Annotated in this window: 20 protein-coding genes; 13 read left to right on the forward strand and 7 right to left on the reverse strand. The window is 41.3% G+C overall.

What is annotated here, in order from left to right:
- Positions 1-4 precede the first annotated feature (4 nt).
- On the forward strand, positions 5-661 hold the full coding sequence (locus QM629_RS03340) for a 3-oxoacid CoA-transferase subunit B (RefSeq protein WP_415157174.1): 657 nt from the start codon (positions 5-7) through the stop codon (positions 659-661).
- Between the two features lie 120 nt (positions 662-781).
- Here the strand turns inward: QM629_RS03340 and QM629_RS03345 are convergent, their stop codons facing one another.
- Together QM629_RS03345 and QM629_RS03350 are read right to left on the reverse strand one after the other, a co-directional pair.
- Positions 782-2,758: a KUP/HAK/KT family potassium transporter gene (locus tag QM629_RS03345; RefSeq protein ID WP_415157176.1), complete on the reverse strand. Its 1,977-nt coding sequence runs from the start codon at positions 2,756-2,758 to the stop codon at positions 782-784.
- Between the two features lie 37 nt (positions 2,759-2,795).
- The gene (locus QM629_RS03350; RefSeq protein WP_415157178.1) at positions 2,796-4,793 is read right to left on the reverse strand and encodes a KUP/HAK/KT family potassium transporter; all 1,998 of its coding nucleotides are present in this window, start codon (positions 4,791-4,793) and stop codon (positions 2,796-2,798) included.
- Between the two features lie 152 nt (positions 4,794-4,945).
- Here QM629_RS03350 and QM629_RS03355 point away from each other — a divergent pair, with 152 nt between their 5' ends.
- From QM629_RS03355 to QM629_RS03395, 9 genes are all read left to right on the forward strand, one after another.
- Positions 4,946-6,484: a hypothetical protein gene (locus QM629_RS03355; protein ID WP_415157180.1), complete on the forward strand. Its 1,539-nt coding sequence runs from the start codon at positions 4,946-4,948 to the stop codon at positions 6,482-6,484.
- A gap of 9 nt (positions 6,485-6,493) precedes the next feature.
- Positions 6,494-7,465 carry a hypothetical protein gene (locus QM629_RS03360; protein ID WP_415157182.1) on the forward strand — a complete coding sequence of 324 codons (972 nt, stop codon included), beginning with the start codon at positions 6,494-6,496 and terminating at the stop codon, positions 7,463-7,465.
- Between the two features lie 77 nt (positions 7,466-7,542).
- On the forward strand, positions 7,543-8,202 hold the full coding sequence (purQ, locus tag QM629_RS03365) for a phosphoribosylformylglycinamidine synthase I (RefSeq protein WP_415157184.1): 660 nt from the start codon (positions 7,543-7,545) through the stop codon (positions 8,200-8,202).
- 7 nt (positions 8,203-8,209) lie between these two features.
- Positions 8,210-8,665 (forward strand): protein-disulfide reductase DsbD domain-containing protein, encoded by a 456-nt coding sequence (locus QM629_RS03370; RefSeq protein ID WP_415157186.1) that lies wholly within the window; start codon positions 8,210-8,212, stop codon positions 8,663-8,665.
- On the forward strand, positions 8,665-10,635 hold the full coding sequence (locus QM629_RS03375; protein WP_415157188.1) for a protein-disulfide reductase DsbD family protein: 1,971 nt from the start codon (positions 8,665-8,667) through the stop codon (positions 10,633-10,635). The genes QM629_RS03370 and QM629_RS03375 overlap by 1 nt, the downstream gene beginning before the upstream one ends.
- A gap of 94 nt (positions 10,636-10,729) precedes the next feature.
- The gene (locus QM629_RS03380; RefSeq protein ID WP_415157190.1) at positions 10,730-11,092 is read left to right on the forward strand and encodes a BlaI/MecI/CopY family transcriptional regulator; all 363 of its coding nucleotides are present in this window, start codon (positions 10,730-10,732) and stop codon (positions 11,090-11,092) included.
- A gap of 4 nt (positions 11,093-11,096) precedes the next feature.
- Positions 11,097-11,300: a hypothetical protein gene (locus tag QM629_RS03385; RefSeq protein ID WP_415157192.1), complete on the forward strand. Its 204-nt coding sequence runs from the start codon at positions 11,097-11,099 to the stop codon at positions 11,298-11,300.
- 32 nt (positions 11,301-11,332) lie between these two features.
- Positions 11,333-12,367: a M56 family metallopeptidase gene (locus QM629_RS03390; RefSeq protein ID WP_415157194.1), complete on the forward strand. Its 1,035-nt coding sequence runs from the start codon at positions 11,333-11,335 to the stop codon at positions 12,365-12,367.
- A gap of 225 nt (positions 12,368-12,592) precedes the next feature.
- Positions 12,593-15,991 carry a DUF2723 domain-containing protein gene (locus tag QM629_RS03395; protein ID WP_415157196.1) on the forward strand — a complete coding sequence of 1,133 codons (3,399 nt, stop codon included), beginning with the start codon at positions 12,593-12,595 and terminating at the stop codon, positions 15,989-15,991.
- Positions 15,992-16,072: 81 nt separating this feature from the next.
- Here QM629_RS03395 and QM629_RS03400 read toward each other — a convergent pair whose 3' ends face one another.
- Complete coding sequence (locus tag QM629_RS03400) at positions 16,073-16,375, reverse strand: hypothetical protein (protein WP_415157198.1); 303 nt, start codon at positions 16,373-16,375, stop codon at positions 16,073-16,075.
- Positions 16,376-16,640: 265 nt separating this feature from the next.
- Here QM629_RS03400 and QM629_RS03405 point away from each other — a divergent pair, with 265 nt between their 5' ends.
- The gene (locus tag QM629_RS03405) at positions 16,641-18,728 is read left to right on the forward strand and encodes a S9 family peptidase (protein WP_415157200.1); all 2,088 of its coding nucleotides are present in this window, start codon (positions 16,641-16,643) and stop codon (positions 18,726-18,728) included.
- A 31-nt stretch (positions 18,729-18,759) separates the two neighbouring features.
- Here QM629_RS03405 and QM629_RS03410 read toward each other — a convergent pair whose 3' ends face one another.
- The 4 genes from QM629_RS03410 to QM629_RS03425 all read right to left on the reverse strand — a co-directional run bounded on the left by QM629_RS03410 (position 18,760) and on the right by QM629_RS03425 (position 20,077).
- Positions 18,760-18,909, reverse strand: a complete 150-nt coding sequence (locus tag QM629_RS03410) for a hypothetical protein (RefSeq protein WP_415157202.1) — start codon at positions 18,907-18,909, stop codon at positions 18,760-18,762.
- Positions 18,890-19,213: a hypothetical protein gene (locus QM629_RS03415; protein WP_415157204.1), complete on the reverse strand. Its 324-nt coding sequence runs from the start codon at positions 19,211-19,213 to the stop codon at positions 18,890-18,892. Before QM629_RS03415 ends, QM629_RS03410 begins: the two co-directional genes overlap by 20 nt.
- 81 nt (positions 19,214-19,294) lie before the next feature.
- Positions 19,295-19,717 (reverse strand): hypothetical protein, encoded by a 423-nt coding sequence (locus tag QM629_RS03420; RefSeq protein WP_415157206.1) that lies wholly within the window; start codon positions 19,715-19,717, stop codon positions 19,295-19,297.
- Between the two features lie 15 nt (positions 19,718-19,732).
- Positions 19,733-20,077: a response regulator gene (locus tag QM629_RS03425; protein WP_415157208.1), complete on the reverse strand. Its 345-nt coding sequence runs from the start codon at positions 20,075-20,077 to the stop codon at positions 19,733-19,735.
- Between the two features lie 249 nt (positions 20,078-20,326).
- Here QM629_RS03425 and QM629_RS03430 point away from each other — a divergent pair, with 249 nt between their 5' ends.
- Together QM629_RS03430 and QM629_RS03435 are read left to right on the forward strand one after the other, a co-directional pair.
- A complete protein-coding gene (locus tag QM629_RS03430) occupies positions 20,327-21,805 on the forward strand; it encodes a sigma-54-dependent transcriptional regulator (protein WP_415157210.1) in 1,479 nt (492 codons plus the stop codon).
- Between the two features lie 70 nt (positions 21,806-21,875).
- Positions 21,876-23,321, forward strand: coding sequence for an ATP-binding protein (locus tag QM629_RS03435; RefSeq protein ID WP_415157212.1), 1,446 nt, complete (start codon positions 21,876-21,878; stop codon positions 23,319-23,321).
- Positions 23,322-23,400 lie beyond the last annotated feature (79 nt).

Below are 23,400 nucleotides of genomic sequence, written 5' to 3' on the forward strand. Positions count from 1 at the left end.
AAAAATGGCTTTAGATAAATATGGCATAGCAAAGCGCATAGCCCGCGAATTAAAAGACGGTATGTATGTAAACCTGGGCATTGGTATTCCTACTTTGGTTTCAAATTTTATTCCCGCAGGATTAACGGTGGTGCTGCAAAGCGAAAATGGCATACTGGGTATGGGCCCTTATCCTTTGGAGGAAGACATTGATGCTGACCTGATTAATGCCGGAAAAGAAACCGTAACCATAATTAAAGGCGGCGCTTTTTTTGACAGCGCAGAAAGTTTTGGCATGATACGCGCCGGTAAAATTGACCTCACTGTTTTAGGCGCTATGGAAGTGAGTGAAAAAGGCGATATAGCCAACTGGAAAATTCCGGGCAAAATGGTAAAAGGCATGGGCGGCGCTATGGACCTGGTGGCAAGCGCGAAAAATATAATTGTTGCCATGCAGCATACAAACCCAAAGGGTGAAAGCAAACTGCTGCCAAAATGCACCCTGCCTTTAACCGGGCTTGCGTGTGTAAAAAAAATAGTTACCGAACTTGCCGTTATAGATATTACGCCTGAAGGGTTTTTATTAAGAGAAGTGGCGCCTGGTGTAAGTATAGAGGAAGTAAAGGCTAAAACTGCAGGGAAACTGCTGATTGATGAGAATGTAACGGAAATGATTATTTAATGTACAACCTGGTTGATGCTGTAAATATTCAACAATCAATAATCAATGCCCAGCAATCAATATTCACTAATCATTTTTTGGGGGCTCACAATTGAACATTGATTTATTGCAATCAAATCATCAATCCTGCTCTGTATAGATCCTTTCCAGTTTTACAGGAGGTGTGGGCGAAACGATAAGCGGGAATTTTTCAATGGTCACAAAACTGGAGTCAAGGCCAAAACCCCTTTCTTCGCTCAGGCTAAGGTCTTTTAACCATAAATGAAATTTCATGATTATTTTTTCGAGGAATGGCAAATCATTATCGTTGCTCAGAAATTTTTCCATCACAATAAACTGAAAGTCGCCTGCTATATTATTTTTTCCAAGGCTTTCATAACGGCTTGTAATATTCACTTCATTATTATTCACCAGTTCTTCCAGCACTTTCCTGAACATAAGGCTAACCCTTTGCTGTACGCGGAAACCTAACCTGAATTCAACCCGTATAATATCGTTGGGAATAATATGCTCCACATAATAATCGCAGGTATAAGGGTCGTCGAGCGTATCAATATGTATAAGCCAGTAAATATCGGCACGTTTGGGCTTTTTATTAAGAATGGAATAAATGATCTTATGCTCAATTTCTTTATGGTTATTAGCGCTGGTTAAATAAACCAGGTGCGCAGCATATTTGGGGATGGATTTGTCGTTGCTTAGTTCCTGTATCAGGGGAATATAATGTTCAAGCTTTACAAATTCCACATACCTGTTTTTAATTTTGCGGCTTCTGTACCAGGTGTACATTACAAGAAACAATAAGCCGCCTGCCAATAATGTTACAAAACCGCCATGCGGAAACTTTTGAAGATTGGCTATTAAAAAAGAAACCTCAATGGCAAGGTAAACCAGCAGGTATAAAACAATCCAGAAATTACCACTCCTTTTTGTGGCCATATAATTGGCAAAAAGAATGGAGGTGCTTATCATACAAATGGTAATGGCAAGCCCATAAGCTGCTTCCATATTGCCCGATTTCTGAAAATATAGCACAATGCCGGTACAGCCAATAAACAATAGTGTATTGATGCCGGGTATAAATAACTGGCCCTTTTCATCCGTAGGATAAGATATTTTCATTTTAGGCCAAAGGTTTAACCGCTGTGCTTCTGCAATTAATGTAAATGAGCCGGAAATAAGCGCCTGGCTTGCAATAATGGCGGCAACGGTGGCTATAACAATACCAGTCATTCTAAACCAGTGCGGCATCATGCCAAAAAAAGCATTAAAAGATTCTGCCAGTGCCCCGCTTATCTGAACGCCCCTGTAATGAGCAAGCAGCCATGCGCCCTGACCCAGGTAATTTAAAATGAGGCAGGCTTTTACAAATATCCATGAAATACGAATGTTGCCGCGGCCGCAGTGGCCCATATCGGAATATAAAGCTTCGGCGCCTGTAGTACAAAGAAATACAGCGCCTAATATCCAGAAACCGTCAGGATAAATGGTAAGCAATTCAATAGCATAATACGGGCTTAAAGCTTTAAAAATGTAGAAATCGTCTGCAATATGCTGCATGCCTAAAAATGCAAGCATGGCAAACCAGACCAGCATTATCGGACCGAACAGCTTGCCTATTGAAACTGTGCCAAACTGCTGCACAAAAAATAAAGCTGCCAGTATTATCAGTACAATTATTACAATGGTTCCTCTCGTTATTTCGGTAAACAAAGGTATTTGCCTTAAACCTTCTATTGCCGAGGTTATTGAAATGGGAGGCGTAATTATGCCATCGGCCAATAATGCCGCACCGCCAATCATTGCCGGCAAAACAAGCCATTTTTTTTGCCGCCTTACCAGGGCATATAAACTAAAAATGCCGCCTTCCCCTTTATTATCGGCCTTTAAAGTAAGTATTACATATTTAACAGTTGTTTGCAGCGTAAGCGTCCATATTATGCAGGAGAGGGCGCCAAGAATAAGGCCTTCGGTTATAATTTTACCATTCACAATTGCATTGAGCACATAGAGCGGAGAGGTACCTATATCACCATAAATAATCCCTAATGCTATTAATAGGCCGGATGCTGTAACCCGGTTGATGTATTTGCTCACATTCAAAAATTAAATCCAACAATTACAGCAGGCAACGTTACAGGGCTTTTTCTTCTACTGGTTCATCAAAAACCCGGCGCAAAGATATCTGTGGAATTTGTGAAATCATCAAAGGAAATTTTTCAACCGTCACAAAACTGGGATCGAGCCCAAAGCCTCTTTCTTCGCTCAGGCTGGCTTCTTTCAGCCAGAAATGCAATTTCATAATCATTTTTTCCAGAAAAGGCAGTTCATTGTCTTGTGAAAGATATTTTTCCATTACGATAAACTGGAAATCGCCCACCACATTGTTTCGTTCAAGGCTTTCATAGCGGCTGGTAATATTTACTTCATTGTTATTAACCAAATCTTCCACCACTTTTCTGAACATGAGATTTATTTTTTGCTGTACCCTGAAACCGAGGCGAAATTCAACCCGTATAATATCATTTGGTATAATATGGTCAACACTATATTCGCAGGTATAAGGCTCGTCCACCGTGTCCACATGCACAAACCAGTAAATATCGGCGCGTTTGGGTTTTTTGTTGAGAATAGAATAGATGATTTTATGCTCAATTTCTTTAGGATTGCCGGCGCTTGTCATATAAACCAGATGCGTGGCATATTTGGGAACCGATTTATCATTGCTTAATTCCTGAATCATGGGAATATAATGTTCCAGCCGCACAAATTCCACGTACCTGTTCTTTATCTTGCGGCTCCTGTACCACACATACATGATAATAAAATTCACGGCAGCGATCAGCATGGTTATATAACCGCCTTCCAGGAACTTGTGCGACAGGGCTGCAAGAAAAGTTACTTCCACGCCAAGATAGAACAGGAGGAAAGCATATATCCAGAAAGCCTTTACCCGGTGCAATACCATAAAATTGGCAAATAAAATGGTAGTGGCTATCATGGTAACAATAATAGCAAGCCCGTAAGCGGCTTCCATTTTTGATGATTCCCTGAAATACAGCACAACGCCCGTACAACCCAGGAACATCAGCAGGTTCATGGTGGGTATAAACAGCTGCCCCTTTGCTTCTGACGGATATTTCACTTTCAGTTTTGGCCAGAGGTTCAGGCGCAGCGCTTCACCAATCAGCGTGAACGAACCGGCGATCATTGCCTGGCTTGCAATAATGGCGGCGCTGGTAGCTATTACCACTCCGATAATTACAAACCATTGCGGCATGAGATCGTAAAACGCATTCAGGTGCAATTGTTCTTTCAGGAAAGGGGTTATCGTCATGCCCGTTCTGTGCGCAAGCAGGTAAGAGCCCTGGCCAATATAATTAAGCACCAGGCAGGCTTTTACATAAAGCCACGACACGCGAATATTGCTGCGGCCGCAATGCCCCAGGTCGCTGTAAAGCGCCTCGGCGCCGGTGGTACAGAGAAATACGGCGCCTAATAAAATAAATGCACCTTTATAATATATAAGAAAACGAATGGCATAATAAGGGTTGATAGCCTTAAAAATGCTCAGGTCGTCCATTAAATGCACGCAGCCTAAAACAGCTATCATGGTAAACCATACAAACATAATGGGCCCGAACATTTTGCCTATTGACCCGGTGCCGAATTGCTGCATGAAGAAAAATATCACCAGTATGGTAAGCACTATATACATGATGGTGTTTACCGAAATGTAGTGAAAGGCTGGAATGTTTTTAAGCCCTTCAATGGCAGAAGTTATAGAAATGGGCGGCGTAATTATGCCGTCTGCCAGCAGGGAAGCGCCGCCAATTATGGCAGGTATAACCAGCCATTTGCGCCTTCGCCTTACCAGGGCATATAATGCAAAAGTGCCGCCTTCGCCTTTGTTGTCGGCGCGCAGTATAAGCAACACATATTTTATGGTGGTTTGAACGGTTATCGTCCAGATTATACAGGAGAGGCTGCCTATTACAAGGCCTTCGGTTACCTGCCTGCCAAAAATTATTGAATTGAAAACATAAAGAGGTGATGTGCCTATGTCCCCGTAAATTATGCCCAAAGCAATAAGTAAACCCGCTGCGGAAACTTTATTAATGCTCTTACTCACTTATTAGGTGCTTGTTCTGTTAATTCACTGCAAATGTATAATGAAATAATTTGAAGCCCGTTTTATATGCAGGCTTAAAATTTTTAGTTTTTAATTTAAACAGGTGATTTTTTTTAAGCCTTACATTTGTTAGCCTTAAAGATTAATAACAGATGGTTCAAAAATATGTGGCTTGCCTTGTTGCAGTTATCGTTTTTCCTTTTATTGTAAATGCCCAGAAAATAGTTTATTCTCCTCCGGACAGGGACGACGTGCGGTCTGTTGATTTTGACATAATTGGAAAAATAGGAGATAAGTACCTCGTGCATAAACAGGTACGCTCAAATTCCAGTATTTCTGTGTATGATGACGGCATGCAGCTTACAGATAAGGTGAAAATGGATTTTCTTCCCGATAAGATCATCAACTCAGATATCATTGCATACAGGGATTATTTCTATTTTATATACCAATACCAGAAAAGGAATATAGTGTATTGCACGGCTGCAAAAATGAACAGCGAAGGCAAAATAGTGGGAGAGCCGGTTATTTTAGACACAACGGCAATCAATTTTTTTGCCAGCAACAAAATATACAATGTAATATATAGTGAAGACAAACAAAAGATCTGCGTTTACAAGATAAACAGTAAAGATGAAACGAATTATTTGTTTACCCGCAGCCTCTTCGACGCTTCGTTAAGCCTGCTTAATAAAGATGAAGCGCGTATTGCCATACGGCCACGTGTTGATTTTCTTACAGAATTTGCGCTGGACAATGATGGCTGGATGGTTTTTGTAAAAGCTTCAGGCAGCGCTGCTACCAGCAATAATGGCTCAATACAGGGCATGACCCTGATGATGAAGCCGCCTAACTACGACAATATTTCAACCTACGTGGCAGATGTGCCAAAAGTTTATCTTGATGATATAAGGGTAAAAGTGGATAATATTAACAGGCATGTTTTAATTGCTTCGTTTTATGAGAAGCAAAAACGCGGCAATGTAGATGGCCTGTATTGTGCGCTATGGAACCGCAATACTAATGCATTCGTCAACTCGAATTTGCTGGAGTTTAACGACCAGTTAAAAAGCAATGCCAAAAGCGAGGGCTCTGCAAGGGCAGCTTTCAATGATTATTTTCTGCAGAGTATAATATTGAGGAAAGACGGGGGCTTTGCCGTATTGTCTGAATCTGCTTATTCTTCAAGCCGGGGCGTGTATAATAACCGCTGGAACTATCTGTATGGCAGCCCATACTGGGGCAGTTCAAATTTTTATATGTATGGCAGCCCTTTTGGTTATTATTCTTACCCGTGGATGAACCCTTATGGCTTTGGCGGCCCGCAAATAAACCGTTATTATGCAGATAATATCGCCGTGCTTTCTTTTGATTCCACCGCCGCCATGGAGTGGGCCAGCGTAGTGCCGAAATCGCAATACGATGATAACTCAGATAACTTTATTGGTTACGGCACATTCATCACTTCCGGCGAGATCAATTTTCTTTTCAACCAGTTTGAAAAAAGAACATTACTGTTGCAGGCGCAAAGCATAGACCCGCAGGGCAAAAGGGCAGAGGCGCCCACGCTTAAAAGCCTGGACAGAGGTTACCAGTTTATGCCCCGGTATTTAAAACAAATTGGCAGCCGTTCCGTTTTAATTCCTTGTCAATACAGAAATTATCTTTGCTTTGCCAAAATTGAATTTTAAGCAATACAAGTGATATCCTTATTTAAAGACAGGTCGGCGGTTTCTGTTTTCTGGCTCATCATCATCTGTTTCGGGCTGCATACAAATTCCCTGTTAAACCCGCCTGATGTAGTAATTTCCCCGGCAGACGGTTATTTTTATTATATACTGCGGCCTTTGCAGCAGGCGCAGCCATACCTGGCTTCGCTGCTGTTTATCCTGCTTATTTTTTTGCTGGCTTTGCAACTGAATTTTGTACTGAATGCATTACGCATGTATTCCAGGCAGGGAAATGCGGCCGCATTGGCATTTTTGCTGTTCTCTGCTTTATTGCCGCAGTTTAATGTTTTAAGCACGGCCCTATTTGCATGCAATCTCTTTATATGGATATTGTATAGCGCCTGCAGCCTGTATGCGGCGTCCAGGCCCAAAGCTGCTATTTATAATTTCGGCATGTTCTGCGGCCTTTCTATTCTCCTGTATTATCCATCGTTCCCGCTGGTAATTATTGCTTTCCTTACCCTGATGATAATACGCTCTTTTAAAATAAATGAATGGTTTGTATTGCTCTTTGGCCTGCTTACGCCTGCCTATTTTTTAATAAGCTACCTGTTTTTAACCGGCAACCTGAAATTTCTGCCGCAGCCCCGGCAAATATTTGATATGATTCAAATGCCGGTTCCACCCATCATGTTTATTATTACATTTTCGGTTTCAACGCTTATCATATTGTGGGGCATTTTTTCCGTGCAAAGCTCTGGTGTAAATACGCTGATACAGGTAAGAAAAAGCTGGTCGGTTTTTTTTGCGGCCATGTTGCTTATGCTGCCCGTGGTTTTTTTTATAAAAGGCGCTTATCCTTTGGTATTATTGCTGGTGGTATTGCCCGGTGCGGCTTATACCGGTTATGCATTTGCGCACAGCCGGAATATTCTGCCCGTTATCTTTTTCTGGGCGCTTGTAGGCCTTTCCATATATAACAACTGGTTTGCAAAGTATTAGCCTTATATTAGTACCAGGAAGATTATTTTTGTAACCTTGCGCTTAGCGCATTTATTTGCTGATAAATAAAAACATATATGAAATTTGGCATTGTGGTTTTTCCGGGGTCTAACTGCGACAGGGATATGCAGGATGCATTGCAAAACGATATGAATAAAGAGGTTATTATGCTGTGGCATAAAGACAAAGACCTCAGCATGTTCAGCACGGATGACTGCATTGTGCTGCCGGGCGGGTTTTCTTTTGGCGACTACCTGCGCTGCGGCGCCATTGCACATCTAAGCCCAATGATGCAAAGCGTAATTGAATTTGCCAATAAAGGGGGAAAAGTGCTGGGCGTGTGCAATGGTTTCCAGATATTATGCGAAAGCGGCCTGCTGCCCGGCGTATTATTGCCCAACGGCAACCAGCAGTTTGTTTGCAAAAACATATACCTTAAAAATGTAGCCGGCAATGTGTATAAGGTACCTGTGGCGCATGGCGATGGCCGGTATTTTGCAGATGAAAAAACGCTTGACGCGCTTGAAAGCAATAAGCAGGTGATTTATTATTATTGTGACGAAAAAGGGAACATTGACAAAGCATTTAACCCGAACCATGCCGTGAGAAATGTGGCAGGCATTAAAAATAAACAGAATAATGTGTTTGGCATGATGCCTCATCCCGAACGCGCCGCTTCGGTTGCATTGGGCAATACTGACGGCTTACAGATTTTTAAGGAATTAGGTTTAAATTAGCGATATAATGAAAAAGTTTACATTCACCTTAGCTGCCATATTCATCGCATTATCCACGCTGCATGCGCAGGTGCAGGACCCCGTGAAATGGAATTATGCTGCAACAAAAAAATCAGATAAGGAATATACCATCACGATTTCGGCCATGCTTGAGCCGACCTGGCATATTTATTCCATGAATACACCCAATGGCGGGCCGGTGCCAACAACCGTAACTTTTAAGAAGAACCCATTGGTTACCATTGATGGCAAAACCACAGAAAACGGCAAGCCTAAAACGGTGCATGATGAAATTTTTGGGATTGACGTGAAATATTATGGAGAAACGGTATCGTTTGTGCAAACGGTAAAATTAAAATCGCCGGTAAAAACAAACCTTTCCGGCACAGTTAAGTATATGGTTTGCAATGAAACCATGTGCATGCCTCCTAAAACAATCCCCTTCACTATTCAACTACAATAATGCAAAGCCGCTGCATTAGAAGTTTTTTTTTATTTCTTATACTGCTGCCTTGCTGTTTTCAGGTACATGCGCAAAGCAATCAGCCCCGTTTTTCTTTTTCCACGGAAAGGAAAAATGATTCACTCGTATATTTTAAAATAAAGGCAAAGCTCGGTTCAGGTTTTTTATTGTTTTCTGCAAAGCCGTTGAATACAGATGACACCTTTATATCGCAGCTTAATTTAGACAGCAATGCTGCAAAATATCTTACCGATACAAGCATCATCCAATCATCCAATCTTCAGTTAATTAACGATAAAAGCACAGCTACCACTTTCAGGGCTTTTGCCGATACGGCAACCATCGCCTATCCTTTAAAAATAAAAAAGGAAGACAGCGTGGTGGTTAAAGGCAGTTTTGCATGGCTGGGCAAAAGCGGCGATGAATTTCCCAGCGGCGAAGAAAAGTTTGATGTGGCGGTTGCGCCTGAAAAAGCTTCTATAACCGGTATAAACATCACAGGTAAAAAGCCAAAAAGCTGGGTGAATTTTTTCTGGATTGGCCTGCTTGCCGGGCTCATCGCTGTTTTCACGCCTTGCCTGTATCCATTATTTCCTGTAACAATAACGTATTTCATGCATCATTACGGCGGTAAAAAACAGGGCCGTAAAAATGCATTGTTCTATTCGCTTTGCATCATCCTTATTTATGGTATTCCCACTACGCTGCTTACATTGATTTTTGGCGATACAACCCTGTACAAGATTTCAATTCACCCGGTAACCAATTTATTGTTCTTTGCCATTTTTATCGTATTTGCCCTTTCATTCTTTGGCATGTTTGAAATTACCCTGCCTTCATCCTGGTCAACACAAACCGATAAACTCGCCGGCAAAAAAGGTTACATAGGCATTTTTTTTATGGCGCTTACGCTGGTAATTGTTTCCTTTAGTTGCACAGGCATTGTAGCCGGGCAGTTATTAAGCTATCTTTCTTCAGAAGGCATTTCAATTGGCCCTATAGCGGGCATGTTTGGTTTTGGTTTTGGGCTTGCTTTACCCTTTACTGTTTTGGCCATGTTTCCATCGCTGGTGCATTCAATGCCGAAGAGCGGTGGGTGGCTGAATACCGTTAAGGTAAGCTTTGCTTTTATTGAGCTGGCCATGGCCTTAAAGTTTTTAAGCAATGTTGACCTGATCTATAACTGGCGCCTTCTCGACCGGGAAATTTTTATTGCAATATGGATGGTGCTTTCCGTATTGCTCGGCCTTTATTTATTGGGCAAGCTTAAGTTTTATCACGACAGCGAGGTGAAGCATATAAATATTACACGCCTGTTTTTTGCAATAGCGGCCTTCACATTTGCTTTATACCTCTTGCCGGGAATGTGGGGCGCACCTTTAAAATTTTTAAGCGGATGGATACCACCGGAATATACGCTCGATTTTAATTTATCAAAAGCACACGGTAGTGCAAACGGGGATGATGCAGCAAAATCCGCTGCATTGCCGCCTAAAAAGTTTGCTGATAAAATTTCAGCGCCGCATGGCCTTACAGCTTATTTCGATTTGAATGAAGGCATTGCTGCGGCAAAGGCTTTGCATAAACCCATCATGCTCGATTTTACGGGTTATTCCTGTTCTAACTGCCGTAGAATGGAAGCGCAGGTATGGAGCGATCCTGAAGTGCTGAAACGCATCAGGGAAAATTTTGTGCTTGTGAGCCTGTATGTTGATGAGCCAACGGAATTAGCCGCTGATGAAAGATATAAGAATGCAAGGGGAGAAGAAGTTGAAAATGTTGGCGATAAAAACCTTGATTACGAAATAACCAAATTCGGTTCCAATGCCCAGCCTTTGTATATGTTTATTACGGCTGACCAGAAAATATTAAGTGATATTAAGTATGGTTATGACGCTGATATTGATAAATTCATAAAACACCTGGATGCTGCAACAGCTGCGTTTGACAGCAATGAACCGGCACAGTAACCTGCAAAACCGGTATTTTTCTTTCTCCAAATAAAAAAAAGCAAATTTTATTTATTAATTACGGGACTTTCGTATTTTTACGAAAAATTCGTAGATGGAAAAACTTTCGTTGCAGGAAGAAGAAGTAATGCAGGTAATATGGCAGTACGGTGAAGGCTCTGTAAAAACCTTTTTACAGGAATTTTCCGCTCCCAAACCCCCATATACCACTATTGCTTCCACTATTAAAAATCTTGAGAAGAAGGGCTTTGTTACAAGCAAATTGCTGGGCAATACCTATATCTATTCGCCCAATGTTTCCGAGGAAGAATACAAACAAACATTCATGCAGGGTTTTATTCAAAACTATTTCAACAACTCATATAAGGAAATGGTGAATTTTTTTGTAAAGCAAAAGAAGTTAAAACCCAAAGACCTGCAGGATATTATCAATATGATTGAAAACAATAAAAAATAACTGTATGCCAGCCTTACTTGAATACATGATGAAAATAACCGCAGCATATACAGTGATATATCTTTTCTACTGGCTTGTGCTGAGGCGGCTCACCAGCTATAACAGCAACCGCTTTTATTTGCTGGCTGCCGGTTTGTTTGCGTTCATTTTTCCATTGCGCGGCCGGATTATTTTGTTGCGCAGCAAACCATCAATACATCAGGGATAATCAGGAGCATTCCATCAATAAATGTACATGCTGTGGCAGATGCATATATACCCGCCGGAAGCAATAGCACCATTCCTGCAGTGCTGGTAACATTGTTTGCAAGCGGTGTTATCGTTTGCCTCCTGCATTGTATGATGCAATTAATTTCTTTAAGAAAGATAACGGCCAATGCTGTTTTAATACAGGCAGCCAGCGGAATAAAATTATATCATCTCAATATGGATATTATGCCTTTTTCTTATGGCAGGAATATTTATATCAACCAGTACAGGCATGCAAAAAACGAATTGAATGATATTATTCAGCATGAATCTGTTCATGCGCAGCAAAACCATACCATTGATGTTATGATTGCTGAATTTATATGCATGCTCAACTGGTATAACCCGTTTGCCTGGCTGATGAAACATGCCATTAAACAAAACCTTGAATTCCTGGCTGATGATACCGTATTAAAAAATGGGGCCGACAGGAAAAACTATCAATATCTTTTACTGAGCGTAACCGGTTATTCTCCGTTAAGCATTGCCAGCAGTTTTACATTATCATCGCTCAAACAACGTATTTATATGATGAATAAAACACGCACTTCGCAAAAGCACTTGCTGAAAATATTGCTGGTATTGCCATTAATTGCTGTAATGATGCTGGCTTTCAGGAATGATGGAAAGGTGCATGTTGCCGGTGCTGTCAGCAATACAGAAGATGAACCCTTTATGTTGAGCAAATTAACCTATAATATACAGGATGTAAACATAAGCCAGCTTATAAAAAACACCAGGAACGAAAGTTTATTACAAACCGGGAAACCCTTTACCGTCGCTACCATAAAAAATGAAAGAGACAGGTTAAGATCACTGCTTGAAAAGAATGGCTACAATAATATCAACAGCCATGCAATTACTTTTTTGATTGATTCAACATTCGAGAACAATCGTTGCGCTATTGAAATAAATATTGATCTTAAACGGAAAGCGTTATCATTAAATAATACAGATGAAAGTTTGAATGCTGATAAAAGTTATACCGCTTTAAATAATGAGATTCCCGGTCGTAGCCGGGAATGACGTGCGTAAATTTTAATACCCATATAAAATATAAGGAGCGTTTAGCCCCTATCTTCTGGAGAACCTGTCCCAACCATTCGGGAGGGGCTGGGGGTGAGGTCTATGCCAAATAACGAACCGGACATACAAGTGTGCGACGCAACAGGTGCTTCATGCCTGTACTATCGCCGGTTACATAATATATAACATGCCTTGATAAAACAGCACATATAAATCAGCAAACAAATGAACTATAACCGTATTAACCATATTACGGGCTGGATAATTTTTGCCCTTGCCTCAACAGTGTATATCCTCACCAGCGAAGCCGGCGGCAGCTTCTGGGATTGCGGTGAATTTGTAAGCAGTTGCTTTAAACTGCAGATACCGCATCCGCCCGGTGCGCCTATGTTTGTGATGCTTGGCAGAATTTTTATTGTGCTGTTTGGCAATGATCCGCATACGGCTGCCAAAGCCGTTAATATCATGAGCGCTTTGGCAAGTGGTTTTACCATTATGTTTTTATTCTGGACGATAACACATTTTGCAAAGAAGATCGTGCAGCCTGATGCATTAAAGCCATTAACCAACATGCAAGCAGGAAGTATTATGGCTGCGGGCCTTATTGGTGCATTGGCCGGCACATTTACTGATTCATTCTGGTACAGTGCCGTGGAAGGAGAGGTGTATGCCATGAGCTCTTTCTTTACAGCCATTGTATTCTGGGCAGCTTTAAAATGGGAGCGTGTTGCTGACGATCCGGGCGCTGATAAATGGCTCATTTTTATTTTTTTCATGATTGGTATTTCAATAGGCGTGCACCTGCTTTGTTTATTATGCATTCCTGCCATTGTGATGATCTATTATTTCAAAAGAAGAGCATCTTTCAACTATGCTGCCATAAGAAAGTATTTTATCCGTGCCATTTTATTGGGTGGCATTGCAGGCTTTATCCTGGCGCTGGTGGCTGCGCAATCTGCGGCTGATGCATCAAGAGGCATTCCTGCAGATAACACCATTGCAGGCCTTCTATTTTTAGCTTCCATCATTGCTGTTGGTATATTGTTTTTAACAGAACGCCTTGGCAAAGGCAAAAAAGAACTATACGGCGGCGTATATATTTTCATGGTGCTGGGTGTTATCATATTCGGCGTAATCCTTAAAGGCGTAATTCAATATTCCATTAAAGCCGCCGGTGCATTCGACATATTTTTTGTAAATGGCCTGCGCCTTCCTTTTTTCTCCGGTTTTGCATTTTTCTTTTTGCTTGTTGCTGCTGGTATCTGGCTGGGTTTGCGGTATGCTGAAAAAAAATCATGGCCGCATTTACGGCTTGCTTTATGGTGCATTGCATTTACATTGATTGGCTACAGCACTTACATTACGACCATGATACGCAGCAATGCAGATCCTTCCATTGATATGTTTAACGTAGATAACCCGCAGGCACTGGAAGGTTATCTCGGCCGTGATCAGTATGGCGATTTCCCTTTACTGTACGGGCAAAACTTTACAGCGCAGCCCGTTGATTATGCTGATAAAGGCATGAAGTATGAAAAAGGCGAACATACATACATTCCTGCCGGTAAAGATTTTGATTATGTTTTTATGCCGAAAGATAAAATGGTTTTTCCGCGTATGTGGGATATGGGCAACGATCAGAACCATGCAGATTATTATGCTTACTTCACCGGCATTAATAAAAACCAGGATGGCACATTCGAGCGCAACCCAACCTTTATAGAAAACCTGCGTTTCTTTCTCAGTTACCAAACCTATTACATGTACATCCGTTATTTCTTCTGGAATTTCAGCGGTAAACAGAACGATATACAAGGCGTATTTACAGGCAATGTAAGGGATGGCAACTGGATAAGCGGCATTCCTGTAATTGATAATATTTTGTATGGCGATCAAAGTATGATGCCCGGCAGCATTCAAAAAAGCAAGGGCCATAATGTAATGTTCATGCTGCCGTTTGTGCTTGGCGTTCTTGGCTTATTATACCAGGCGAAAAGGAAAGGCCGTGATGCATTGGTAAATGCGCTACTGTTTCTTTCCACAGGCTTTGCCATTGTTATTTACATTAACCAGCCGGGTTACCAGCCACGTGAACGCGATTATGCTTATGCAGGATCGTTTTATGTGTATGCAATATGGATCGGGCTTGCTGTTTTATATTTTATAGAGATGGCATCTGCATGGAATAAAAAATTATTGAAAGATGTGCTTATCAATGCAGCGTTTATCAGTTTTATACTGGCCATCTTTATTGCCATTGCAGGCTATGGCGCCGCGGCTTCCATTACAGTTGGTGTGGCAATTTTCCTGCTTATTGCATTAATCGCTTACGGCATTCCATCATTGCTAAAAATTATAAAGAACAAAAATGCAATAACAGCAGGCGCATTCATTGTAACCTTGCTTGTTCCTTTGGTAATGGGTGCGCAGGAATGGGATGACCATGACCGCCATAAGAAACAACTGGCGAGGGATGTTGCCCGCGATTACCTGGAAAGCCTTGCACCCAACGCCATTCTTTTCAGCATTGGCGATAACGACACCTATCCTTTATGGTATGCACAGGAAGTGGAAGGCATAAGGCCGGATGTGCGCATTATTATTACAACATTACTGGGCTCTGACTGGAAGATAAATGAGCTGAGGCATAGGGTAAACAGCAGCGGCTCTATTGATGTGATATGGCCGAGGGAACAGGTGCAGGGCAATAAGCGTGATTATGTTTTTTGCCAGCCTAACCCGCAATTTCCGGGCAACAGGTATTATAATCTATATGATATAATGAAGAACTGGGTGGGCAGTGATGATCCTTCCAGGATGGTGCAAAGCAGCAGTGGTGAATTGGTGAACACGTTTCCCGTGCGCAAACTGGCCGTGCCGGTTGATACGGCATTGGTACGCACCAACGGAACAGTTACGGCAAATGATAAGGTTGCTGATGCCATGCGTTTTGAGCTACCGATTAAAAATATTCTGCTTAAAAATGATCTTGCCATTCTCAATATTATCGCAGCCAATAAATGGGAGAGGCCTCTCTATTTCACTATGCCATATAACAAGCTTGGCTTTGATAAATACCTGCGCCGCGAAGGCATGACATACCGGCTTGTGCCTGTTGAGAACCCTTCCATCAACACTGTAAAAGGTTATGCGCTTGTAATGAACAATAAAAAATGGGGTTACGGAAATGCTAACCTGCGCAATGTGTATTATGATGAAGTAAACCGCACACAGTTACTGGGCATCCGGAGCGCTGATCTCGCCCTGGCGCTTGATCTTATTGATGAAAATAAACTGGCAGAAGCCCGCAATGTGCTGGAACATGATGATAAAATGATACTGGAAAAAAACCTGCCTTACGGCATGACTTCGGGCAATAATATGCATAACCGCATTTCACTCGGTATGATGGAAGCAGCTTACCGTGCAGGCGATACAAAACTTGCCGGCAGGATTGCAATTTCTGTTGAAAGAGATTTGTTGCAGCAACGCCGCTATTATCAAAGTTTGAATGCACAGCAACAGGCCGCGCTGGAATATGAAAATTCGATGAATGAAAATCTAATACAGGCATTGAACAAGGTTAGAGCAAATTATGAGAGCAGGAGGAAGTCGTTGGAATAGCAGAGGAGGAGGATGGAAGGTTTAAATGAAACGGGTAGTGAAAACTCTTTTTTTACAATCTTAAACTTAACATAATATTAATTATAGGAAAATTTCCTGCAATTCTTTTTTATAGTCAGCTAAAGTAACGGTTGGTTCATTTTCCCGTGCTTTTGCCACTTTCAGCATCAGCATATCATCAACATCTTCATTTACATGCGTAAGCACTTCAACAATTTTTTCAACTTCTTTATCCGTCCAGCTACCACGTTGTTTTTTCACAGAAAAATTAGCTTGACTTATGCCGATTTTTTTTGCCAGATAGTCATTCCTGTAACCGCTTGCTTCAATTAATTCGTTTATTGCATTTTTAATTGCATTGTACTCTGAAAAAACTGACAACATATTTTTGTTGATTTTAATTTTAAGTAATTAATTATAAACAACAAAATAAGAAATGTTTTCTAATAATCTTAAGTGAGGCAAAATGCGTTCATGCAGCTTACAGTATATATGCCTGAATAAAAATTTACACATTTCAACTGTTGTTGTGCCCTCTCCCCAATGTTTGAATGGACAGAATTCCGTACAACTGCGTTTTTTCTTTATCATAATTTGACAATTTCTTTTCACTTACTTAACTTTCACCGTAAACCAAAACTTGTTGTTTATGCATAAATTATCATTCCTTTTGCTGCTGGTATTATCCGTTAATGCACATGCACAATTAAGCATTGAGAACTTATTATCTGCACCTTTTCCTTCAGACCTGAATAGTTCGCCTGATGGTAACTATATTACCTGGGTTTTTAATGATAAAGGTGTGCGCAATGTTTGGGTTGCAGATGTACATTCCGATAAAGCAAAAGCGGTTACACATTTTACAGAAGATGACGGGCAGGAAATTACCAGCCTTGCCTTTACGCCGGATAATAAAAGAGTGATCTTTGTGCGCGGCAACAGTGAGAACGGGAAGGGCGAGGCGGCTAACCCTTCGCATTTGCAAACAAGCGCTGAGGAAACCGTATTTATTGCCAGTGTGCAGGCAGATAGTGTTCACAAAATTGGCAAAGGCACTTCGCCGGCTGTTTCGTTTGATGGCAAATTCATGGTGTATGCCGATGATGCACAAATATGGATCGTGGGCATGGACAGCCTGCTGCCTAAAAAACTTTTTCAGTCAAGAGGTTCGCAGTTACAGTTCAGGTGGTCGCCACAAAATAATAAGCTGGCATTTGTAAGCCGCAGGAGCAGCCATTCTTTCATTGGCATATATGATTTTGAAACACAAACATTCGCGTATCCTGATGCAGGCGCCGCAACAGACGCAGAGCCTGCATGGTCTGCCGACGGCAAATGGCTTGCTTATATCCGCGTTCCGTATTCGGGCAATGTATTGCCTTTTACACCCTTGCGTTCAGCAGAGCCCTGGAGCATACGCCTGCTTAATGTAAGCGCTGGTGCGGCACAGGAAATCTGGAAAGCAGATGAAGGCGCAGGCAGCGCTTTTCCTGATGACCTGCCCGTTGCCGAAAACCTTTTATGGTTTACAGCAGATGGCAGCCTTGTATTTCCCTGGGAGAAAGAAGGCTGGATGCATTTATATGCCTTAAACATTACAACCAGGCAAACCAAATTGCTTACGCCAGGCGAGGGTGAAGTGGAACATGTAACCTTATCAAACGATAAGAAAGAAATTATTTACAGCACCAATATTAACGACATAAGTCATCGCCATATTTATAAAACCGCGCCAGGTGCGCCTTCTGCGGTAATGCTGAGTGAAGGCGATGGCATAGAAGCTTACCCTGCAGCCACATCAAACGGCGTTGCCGTGCTGCATAGTTCGGCAAAGCACCCGCTATGGCCGGCCATCATTTCTTCAAATGGAAAATTCACTGATCTGGCAGAAGACCAATTCCCGAAAAACTTCCCTTCTTCTTCGCTTGTTGTGCCGCAGGTCATCAGCATTACAGCCACAGATGGCATGCAAATACCAGCGCAGATTTTTCTCCCGCCGAATTATAATTCAAGCCAAAAATATCCTGCACTTATCTTTTTTCATGGCGGCAGCAGAAGGCAAATGCTGCCCGCTTTTCACTACATGTTTTATTATTCCAATTCTTATGCGCTTAATCAATATTTCGCTTCACAAGGATATATAGTGCTAAGTGTGAATTACCGCAGTGGCATTGGCTATGGCTTAAATTTCCGCGAGGCCCTTAACTATGGCGCAGGCGGTGCATCTGAAGTAAATGACGTAATTGGCGCGGGCTTGTATTTAAAATCCCGGCCCGACATTGATGCCAAACACATTGCTTTATGGGGCGGCTCTTATGGTGGTTATCTCACTGCATTCGGCCTTGCAAAAGCATCTGACCTCTTTGCCTGTGGTGTTGACATTCATGGTGTGCACGATTGGAACAGCGAGATGAAAAACTGGATATCCACCTACGATCCCCGGCAGCAGCAGGATTTTGCGAAGCTGGCATACCAATCCTCACCCATTGCATACGCTGACAGTTGGCGTTCGCCCGTTTTATTTATTCATGGCGATGATGACCGTAATGTTCCTTTCGATCAAACTTTAATAATGGCCGAAAAATTAAAGGAAAGAAAAGTGTATTATGAAGAATTGATATTGCCTGACGAAATACATGATTTTCTATTGCACAGAAGCTGGCTGAAAGTATATAATGCGGCAATTGATTTTATTAACAGCCATTTATCAGGAAAACAAACAGGTCAGCATTATTAATCAAATTCGGGGGGCGCGTTTGACGGACGATTCACGATACCAGTGCGCTCAACAGTTTCATCAGCACTTTTTCATCTTTGGTTAAGCCTGGCTTATTTTGGGGTTGTTCCATTTCATCAAGCGCATCAAGGTATTTTTCAAGCTCGCTCTTTTCGTATAATTCAATTATGCCTGGGTGCACATAATATTTTACAAACGGTTCGCGTATTGCCAGGTTTTATGCTTACTTCGTTTAAAGCTGCAACAATATTTGATTTTCTTTTTGATTCATCCTCCGCCCTTTCCAGCGCTTTTAAGCTGCGCAGCATTTGCAGAGAACCGGCCCATGTTCTGAAATCTTTTGCTGTAAAATCTTTTCCTGTGGCTTCCTTTATGTAATTGTTCAGCATGCTTGAATCAATGCTTTTGCGACTGCCATTTTCATCATAATACTGAAACAGCTCCTCACCCGGAATATCCCTGCAATCTTTTATAGCTTTTGCCAATCGTTTATTATGAAGGGCTGATATTATGCGATATGCCGCGCTTGCCCGTAAATGCAAATGTTATGTTGCTGTCTTTAATGGTTACATGCCTATCCTTTCTTCTTCAGCTTTTAAACGCAGCCGCGGCAACACTTTGCCAAACTCATGCATGCGGTGAAATTTTGTTTCATTCCTCAGCGCATTCCATAAAGCATGATACCGGTATTGTTTCCTGCTTCTCGCATCATAGCCTGTAGCCTGAAGATGGCCGTTTTCTTTGTAACAGATCCATACATTTTTCCAGGCGGGAGGCAATACTAATTTCCTGATGCGCTCTAACTGCTGTTTGCTTTTTAATACATCATTCTTAAACAAATAAGAAAAACCTTTGCCTTTTTTAAGCCTTATTATGCCTTGTTCTTTGTCTGTAACATAAACCAGAACCAGGTGGGCTACGGCTGCAGCGTGGGAATAATCTTTGGTTATTTTAAGAAAGTCTTTGTGCGATATATTCAGTTCCGTCATAAAAAACCGTTCACGTCATGATATAAGGTCTTCAATGGCTTTAAGCGAGAGTGGCTTTTCAATAACTGTTATACGCGGGTTTTCAGGCACACTTTCACCTGCCGATTTATATGCGCTGATTAAATAAAGTGCTGTATTAGGCAATGCTTCGAGCAAATAACCGGCTTTTGTCCAGCCCTGCGAATCGGGCAGGTTATTGTCGAGAAAAATAATATCCGGATAAAAATCAAGCGCCTCCCTTAAACCGTCGGATAGCCGGTGCGAAATAACCACATCATAATGCTGCCTGGTAAGAAAGTTTTTAAGTAAAATGCACAAATCCACTTCGTCATCAATAATTAACACTTTTTTCCCGTTCATAGCCATTTATACAATAAAAAATATGCCTAATCGCTTTTTATAAAATTGCTTTAATACATGCAATATTAAGCTGGCTTGTTTTTAAATAGTTTTTTACTGCAAAAATGTTGAGATAATTCTACAGCCCTCTCCCAATTGTAACTAAATTTACTTATGAAAAGGCTCCTTGCAAGGCGCTCCTAATTTGGTCTTGTACTTGCATTGTTGGCAGCAACAAATAATATTTTAAACCATTACAAAGATTTATTCATGATTAAAGTGTTAGTAATAGATGATGACAGGGATATGTGCCTGCTGCTTAAAAAATTTTTAGAGAGAAATAATTTTGAGGTCACCGATTTTATAAGTGGAAAGAAAGCATTAAGCTGGTATGAGGAAAATATGCCCGATATTGTGTTATGCGACCTGAGGCTGGAAGACATGAGTGGTTTGGAAATACTGCAGAAAATGAAATCAACAAACCCTGCCCTCCCCTTTTTAATTATTACAGGGTACAGTGATGTGAGAAGCGCTGTTGAAATAATGCGGCATGGCGCTTATGATTATATCACCAAACCACTATTCCCCGATGAAATTTTAGTTACCATAAAACAGGCGCTTGCCAATGGCGAAGACGTAAAGCACCAGCCGGCTAAAACAACAACAGTTCGCGTAAAGGAAAATGCAGATACCGCTGCCGCTGATATTGAATTTATGCATGAAGATTATGTGGTGGGTCCAAGCCAGGCATTTCAGCAAATATTAAAACAGGTTAAGCTGGTAGCGCCCACCAATTACAGCGTAATTATCTATGGTGAAACAGGAAGCGGCAAGGAGGCCGTTGCTAACGAAATTCACAGGCACAGCAAGCGTTCCAAAGAGCCGTTTATTGCTATTGACTGCGGCGCGTTAAGCAAAGAACTGGCTGCAAGTGAATTATTCGGACATGAAAAAGGTTCCTTTACCGGGGCGTTAAATCAAAAAACAGGAAGCTTTGAATTAGCGAATGGCGGAACGATTTTTTTAGATGAAGTGGCCAACCTTTCTTATGATATTCAGGTTTCATTATTAAGGGTGGTGCAGGAAAGAAAAATGCGGCGGGTAGGCGGCACAAAAGATATTGAGCTTGACGTAAGAATTATTGTAGCAAGCAATGAAAAACTGTGGAATGCAACGCAGGAAGGCAAATTCAGGGAAGACCTGTATCATCGCTTTAATGAATTCAGCATAGAGATCCCGCCTTTGCGCGACAGGAAAGAAGATATCATGCATTTTGCCAGCTACTTCCTCCGCGTTACCAATAAAGAACTAGAAAAAAATGTAAGCGGTTTTTCTCCGGAAGCAGTCTATGCGCTTAATAATTATGTATGGCATGGCAACCTGAGAGAACTGAGAAATGTGGTAAAACGTGCCGTGCTGTTAAGTGATGGCAATACGATAGAACTAAAAAGCCTTCCTTTCGAGATAACGAATTATGAAAAGATCAATGAATTTATCCCGGCCCAGCCTGTAAGGAATAACAATGTTTTAGAGGGGGCTGCGCCCGAAGGGCAAACGGTAGCGAAGCATCCTGTAAAATCAGGTAACCTTAACCTGAAGTCGGCAAGCATAGATGCCGAATATGAAACCATTCTGGAAGCACTAAAACAGGTGAATTTCAATAAAAGCAAGGCGGCCAAGCTAATGAAGATTGACAGGAAAACTTTATATAATAAAATAAAAGAATACCAATTATTGAATAATAAATAACGAAGGAAACCAAATATGGAAAATGATTTTGTTATGTTATATAAATGGGATGAACAAAGGATGATACATCATGACAAATAATATAAATGTGCTTATTATAGATGATGACGAGGATGATTATTTTATTACAAGCGATTATCTTAAAAATATAACCGGGAAAAATTTTATTATAGAATGGTGCTATAATTATAATAATGCATTGGATGAAATAAAACGCGGAAAGTATGATATTTTTCTTGTGGATTACCGCCTTGGCGCCAAATCGGGTATTGACCTTATTAAAGAAGTGGTACAACTTGAAAGCGATGTTCCTTTTATATTGCTTACCGGTAAAGGAGATATCAATATTGATGAAGAAGCTATGAAGCTTGGCGCCTTTGACTACCTGGAGAAAGGCGAATTAAACAGCGAAAAACTGGAGCGCTCTATACGATATTCCATAGACCGTGCAAAAACATTAAACGAGCTAAAAGCCAAAGAAAAAAAATACCGTAACATTTTTGATAAATCCGGCGATGCCATTTTTGTAACAGACGCCACGCTTTGTTTCTCCGAAATAAACGCGGCATTCAGCCACATGCTTTGCTGCGAAGAAACCGCTTTATTTAAAGTTAAGCTTACAGAGTTATTAACAGATAAGCGTTTATCGGGAAAGTTAGCAGAAGACCTGAAGCAGAAGGGTTTTATTGAAAACTGGCAAACAGAAATACGTTATAAAAAAAACAAGCCGGTTGCCTGCATTATTTCTGCCACCAAAGAAAAAGATGCCGATGGCAAAGCGTATTACCAGGGCGTAATTAACGATATAAGCTTTATTAAACAGGCAGAGCGGGCAAACCTCCGTGCCGAAAAACTTGCTGCCACCGGCAGGCTTGTTCGCACGCTGGCACATGAAGTGCGCAATCCAATTAATAATATCAACCTTGCCTGCGAGCATTTGCGCAGTACAGATGCTTCTGAAGAGAATGCCTTGTATTTTGATATTATTTACAGAAACAGCAACCGCATTAATGAGCTGATAAAGGAATTGCTTAATAGTTCAAGGCCAGCAGAAATGCAACTGAAAGATGCTGTGCTGCAATCCGTAATTGATGAGATCATTCATTCGGCAAAAGACCGAATAAGCCTTAAAAACATCGCAGTGCAGGTAGAAAGCCCTTCTGAACTAATTAATATTTATGTTGATTTTGATAAGATCGTAATAGCATTGCTTAATATTTTAATTAATGCCGTTGAAGCGATTGAACATGATAAAGGCAGGATTTCAATAACGGTTAAAAACGACAGCACCAATGCTGTTATTGAAATTGCCGATAATGGCCTTGGCATAAGCGAAGATAAGCTCCCCAGGCTGTTTGAACCTTATTATACATCAAAGAGAAATGGCATTGGCCTGGGCCTTGCTTCCACTTTAAACATTATACAGGCGCATAATGGTTCCATTGAAGTAACGTCAGAGCCAGGCAAATCAACCACTTTCGTTATCACATTACCCATACATAACAGGCCTTTGTAGAATATTATGTACAATAAAAACTGAAAAGGATTTCTAATTTTCAGAAGCTACTGACTTCATTAGCCTGGCACATTTTTTA

Origin of the sequence: Parafilimonas sp., assembly GCF_047606085.1 — a bacterium.
GTDB lineage: Bacteria > Bacteroidota > Bacteroidia > Chitinophagales > Chitinophagaceae > Parafilimonas.

Bases quoted from the DNA above. Each gene is read 5' to 3' on its own strand.
- QM629_RS03340 (WP_415157174.1), top strand. From the start codon at position 5: ATGGCTTTAGATAAATATGGCATAGCAAAGCGCATAGCCCGCGAATTA.
- QM629_RS03355 (WP_415157180.1), top strand. From the start codon at position 4,946: ATGGTTCAAAAATATGTGGCTTGCCTTGTTGCAGTTATCGTTTTTCCT.
- purQ (WP_415157184.1), top strand. From the start codon at position 7,543: ATGAAATTTGGCATTGTGGTTTTTCCGGGGTCTAACTGCGACAGGGAT.
- QM629_RS03370 (WP_415157186.1), top strand. From the start codon at position 8,210: ATGAAAAAGTTTACATTCACCTTAGCTGCCATATTCATCGCATTATCC.
- QM629_RS03375 (WP_415157188.1), top strand. From the start codon at position 8,665: ATGCAAAGCCGCTGCATTAGAAGTTTTTTTTTATTTCTTATACTGCTG.
- QM629_RS03380 (WP_415157190.1), top strand. From the start codon at position 10,730: ATGGAAAAACTTTCGTTGCAGGAAGAAGAAGTAATGCAGGTAATATGG.
- QM629_RS03385 (WP_415157192.1), top strand. From the start codon at position 11,097: ATGCCAGCCTTACTTGAATACATGATGAAAATAACCGCAGCATATACA.
- QM629_RS03395 (WP_415157196.1), top strand. From the start codon at position 12,593: ATGAACTATAACCGTATTAACCATATTACGGGCTGGATAATTTTTGCC.
- QM629_RS03400 (WP_415157198.1), bottom strand. From the start codon at position 16,375: ATGTTGTCAGTTTTTTCAGAGTACAATGCAATTAAAAATGCAATAAAC.
- QM629_RS03405 (WP_415157200.1), top strand. From the start codon at position 16,641: ATGCATAAATTATCATTCCTTTTGCTGCTGGTATTATCCGTTAATGCA.
- QM629_RS03420 (WP_415157206.1), bottom strand. From the start codon at position 19,717: ATGACGGAACTGAATATATCGCACAAAGACTTTCTTAAAATAACCAAA.
- QM629_RS03425 (WP_415157208.1), bottom strand. From the start codon at position 20,077: ATGAACGGGAAAAAAGTGTTAATTATTGATGACGAAGTGGATTTGTGC.
- QM629_RS03430 (WP_415157210.1), top strand. From the start codon at position 20,327: ATGATTAAAGTGTTAGTAATAGATGATGACAGGGATATGTGCCTGCTG.
- QM629_RS03435 (WP_415157212.1), top strand. From the start codon at position 21,876: ATGACAAATAATATAAATGTGCTTATTATAGATGATGACGAGGATGAT.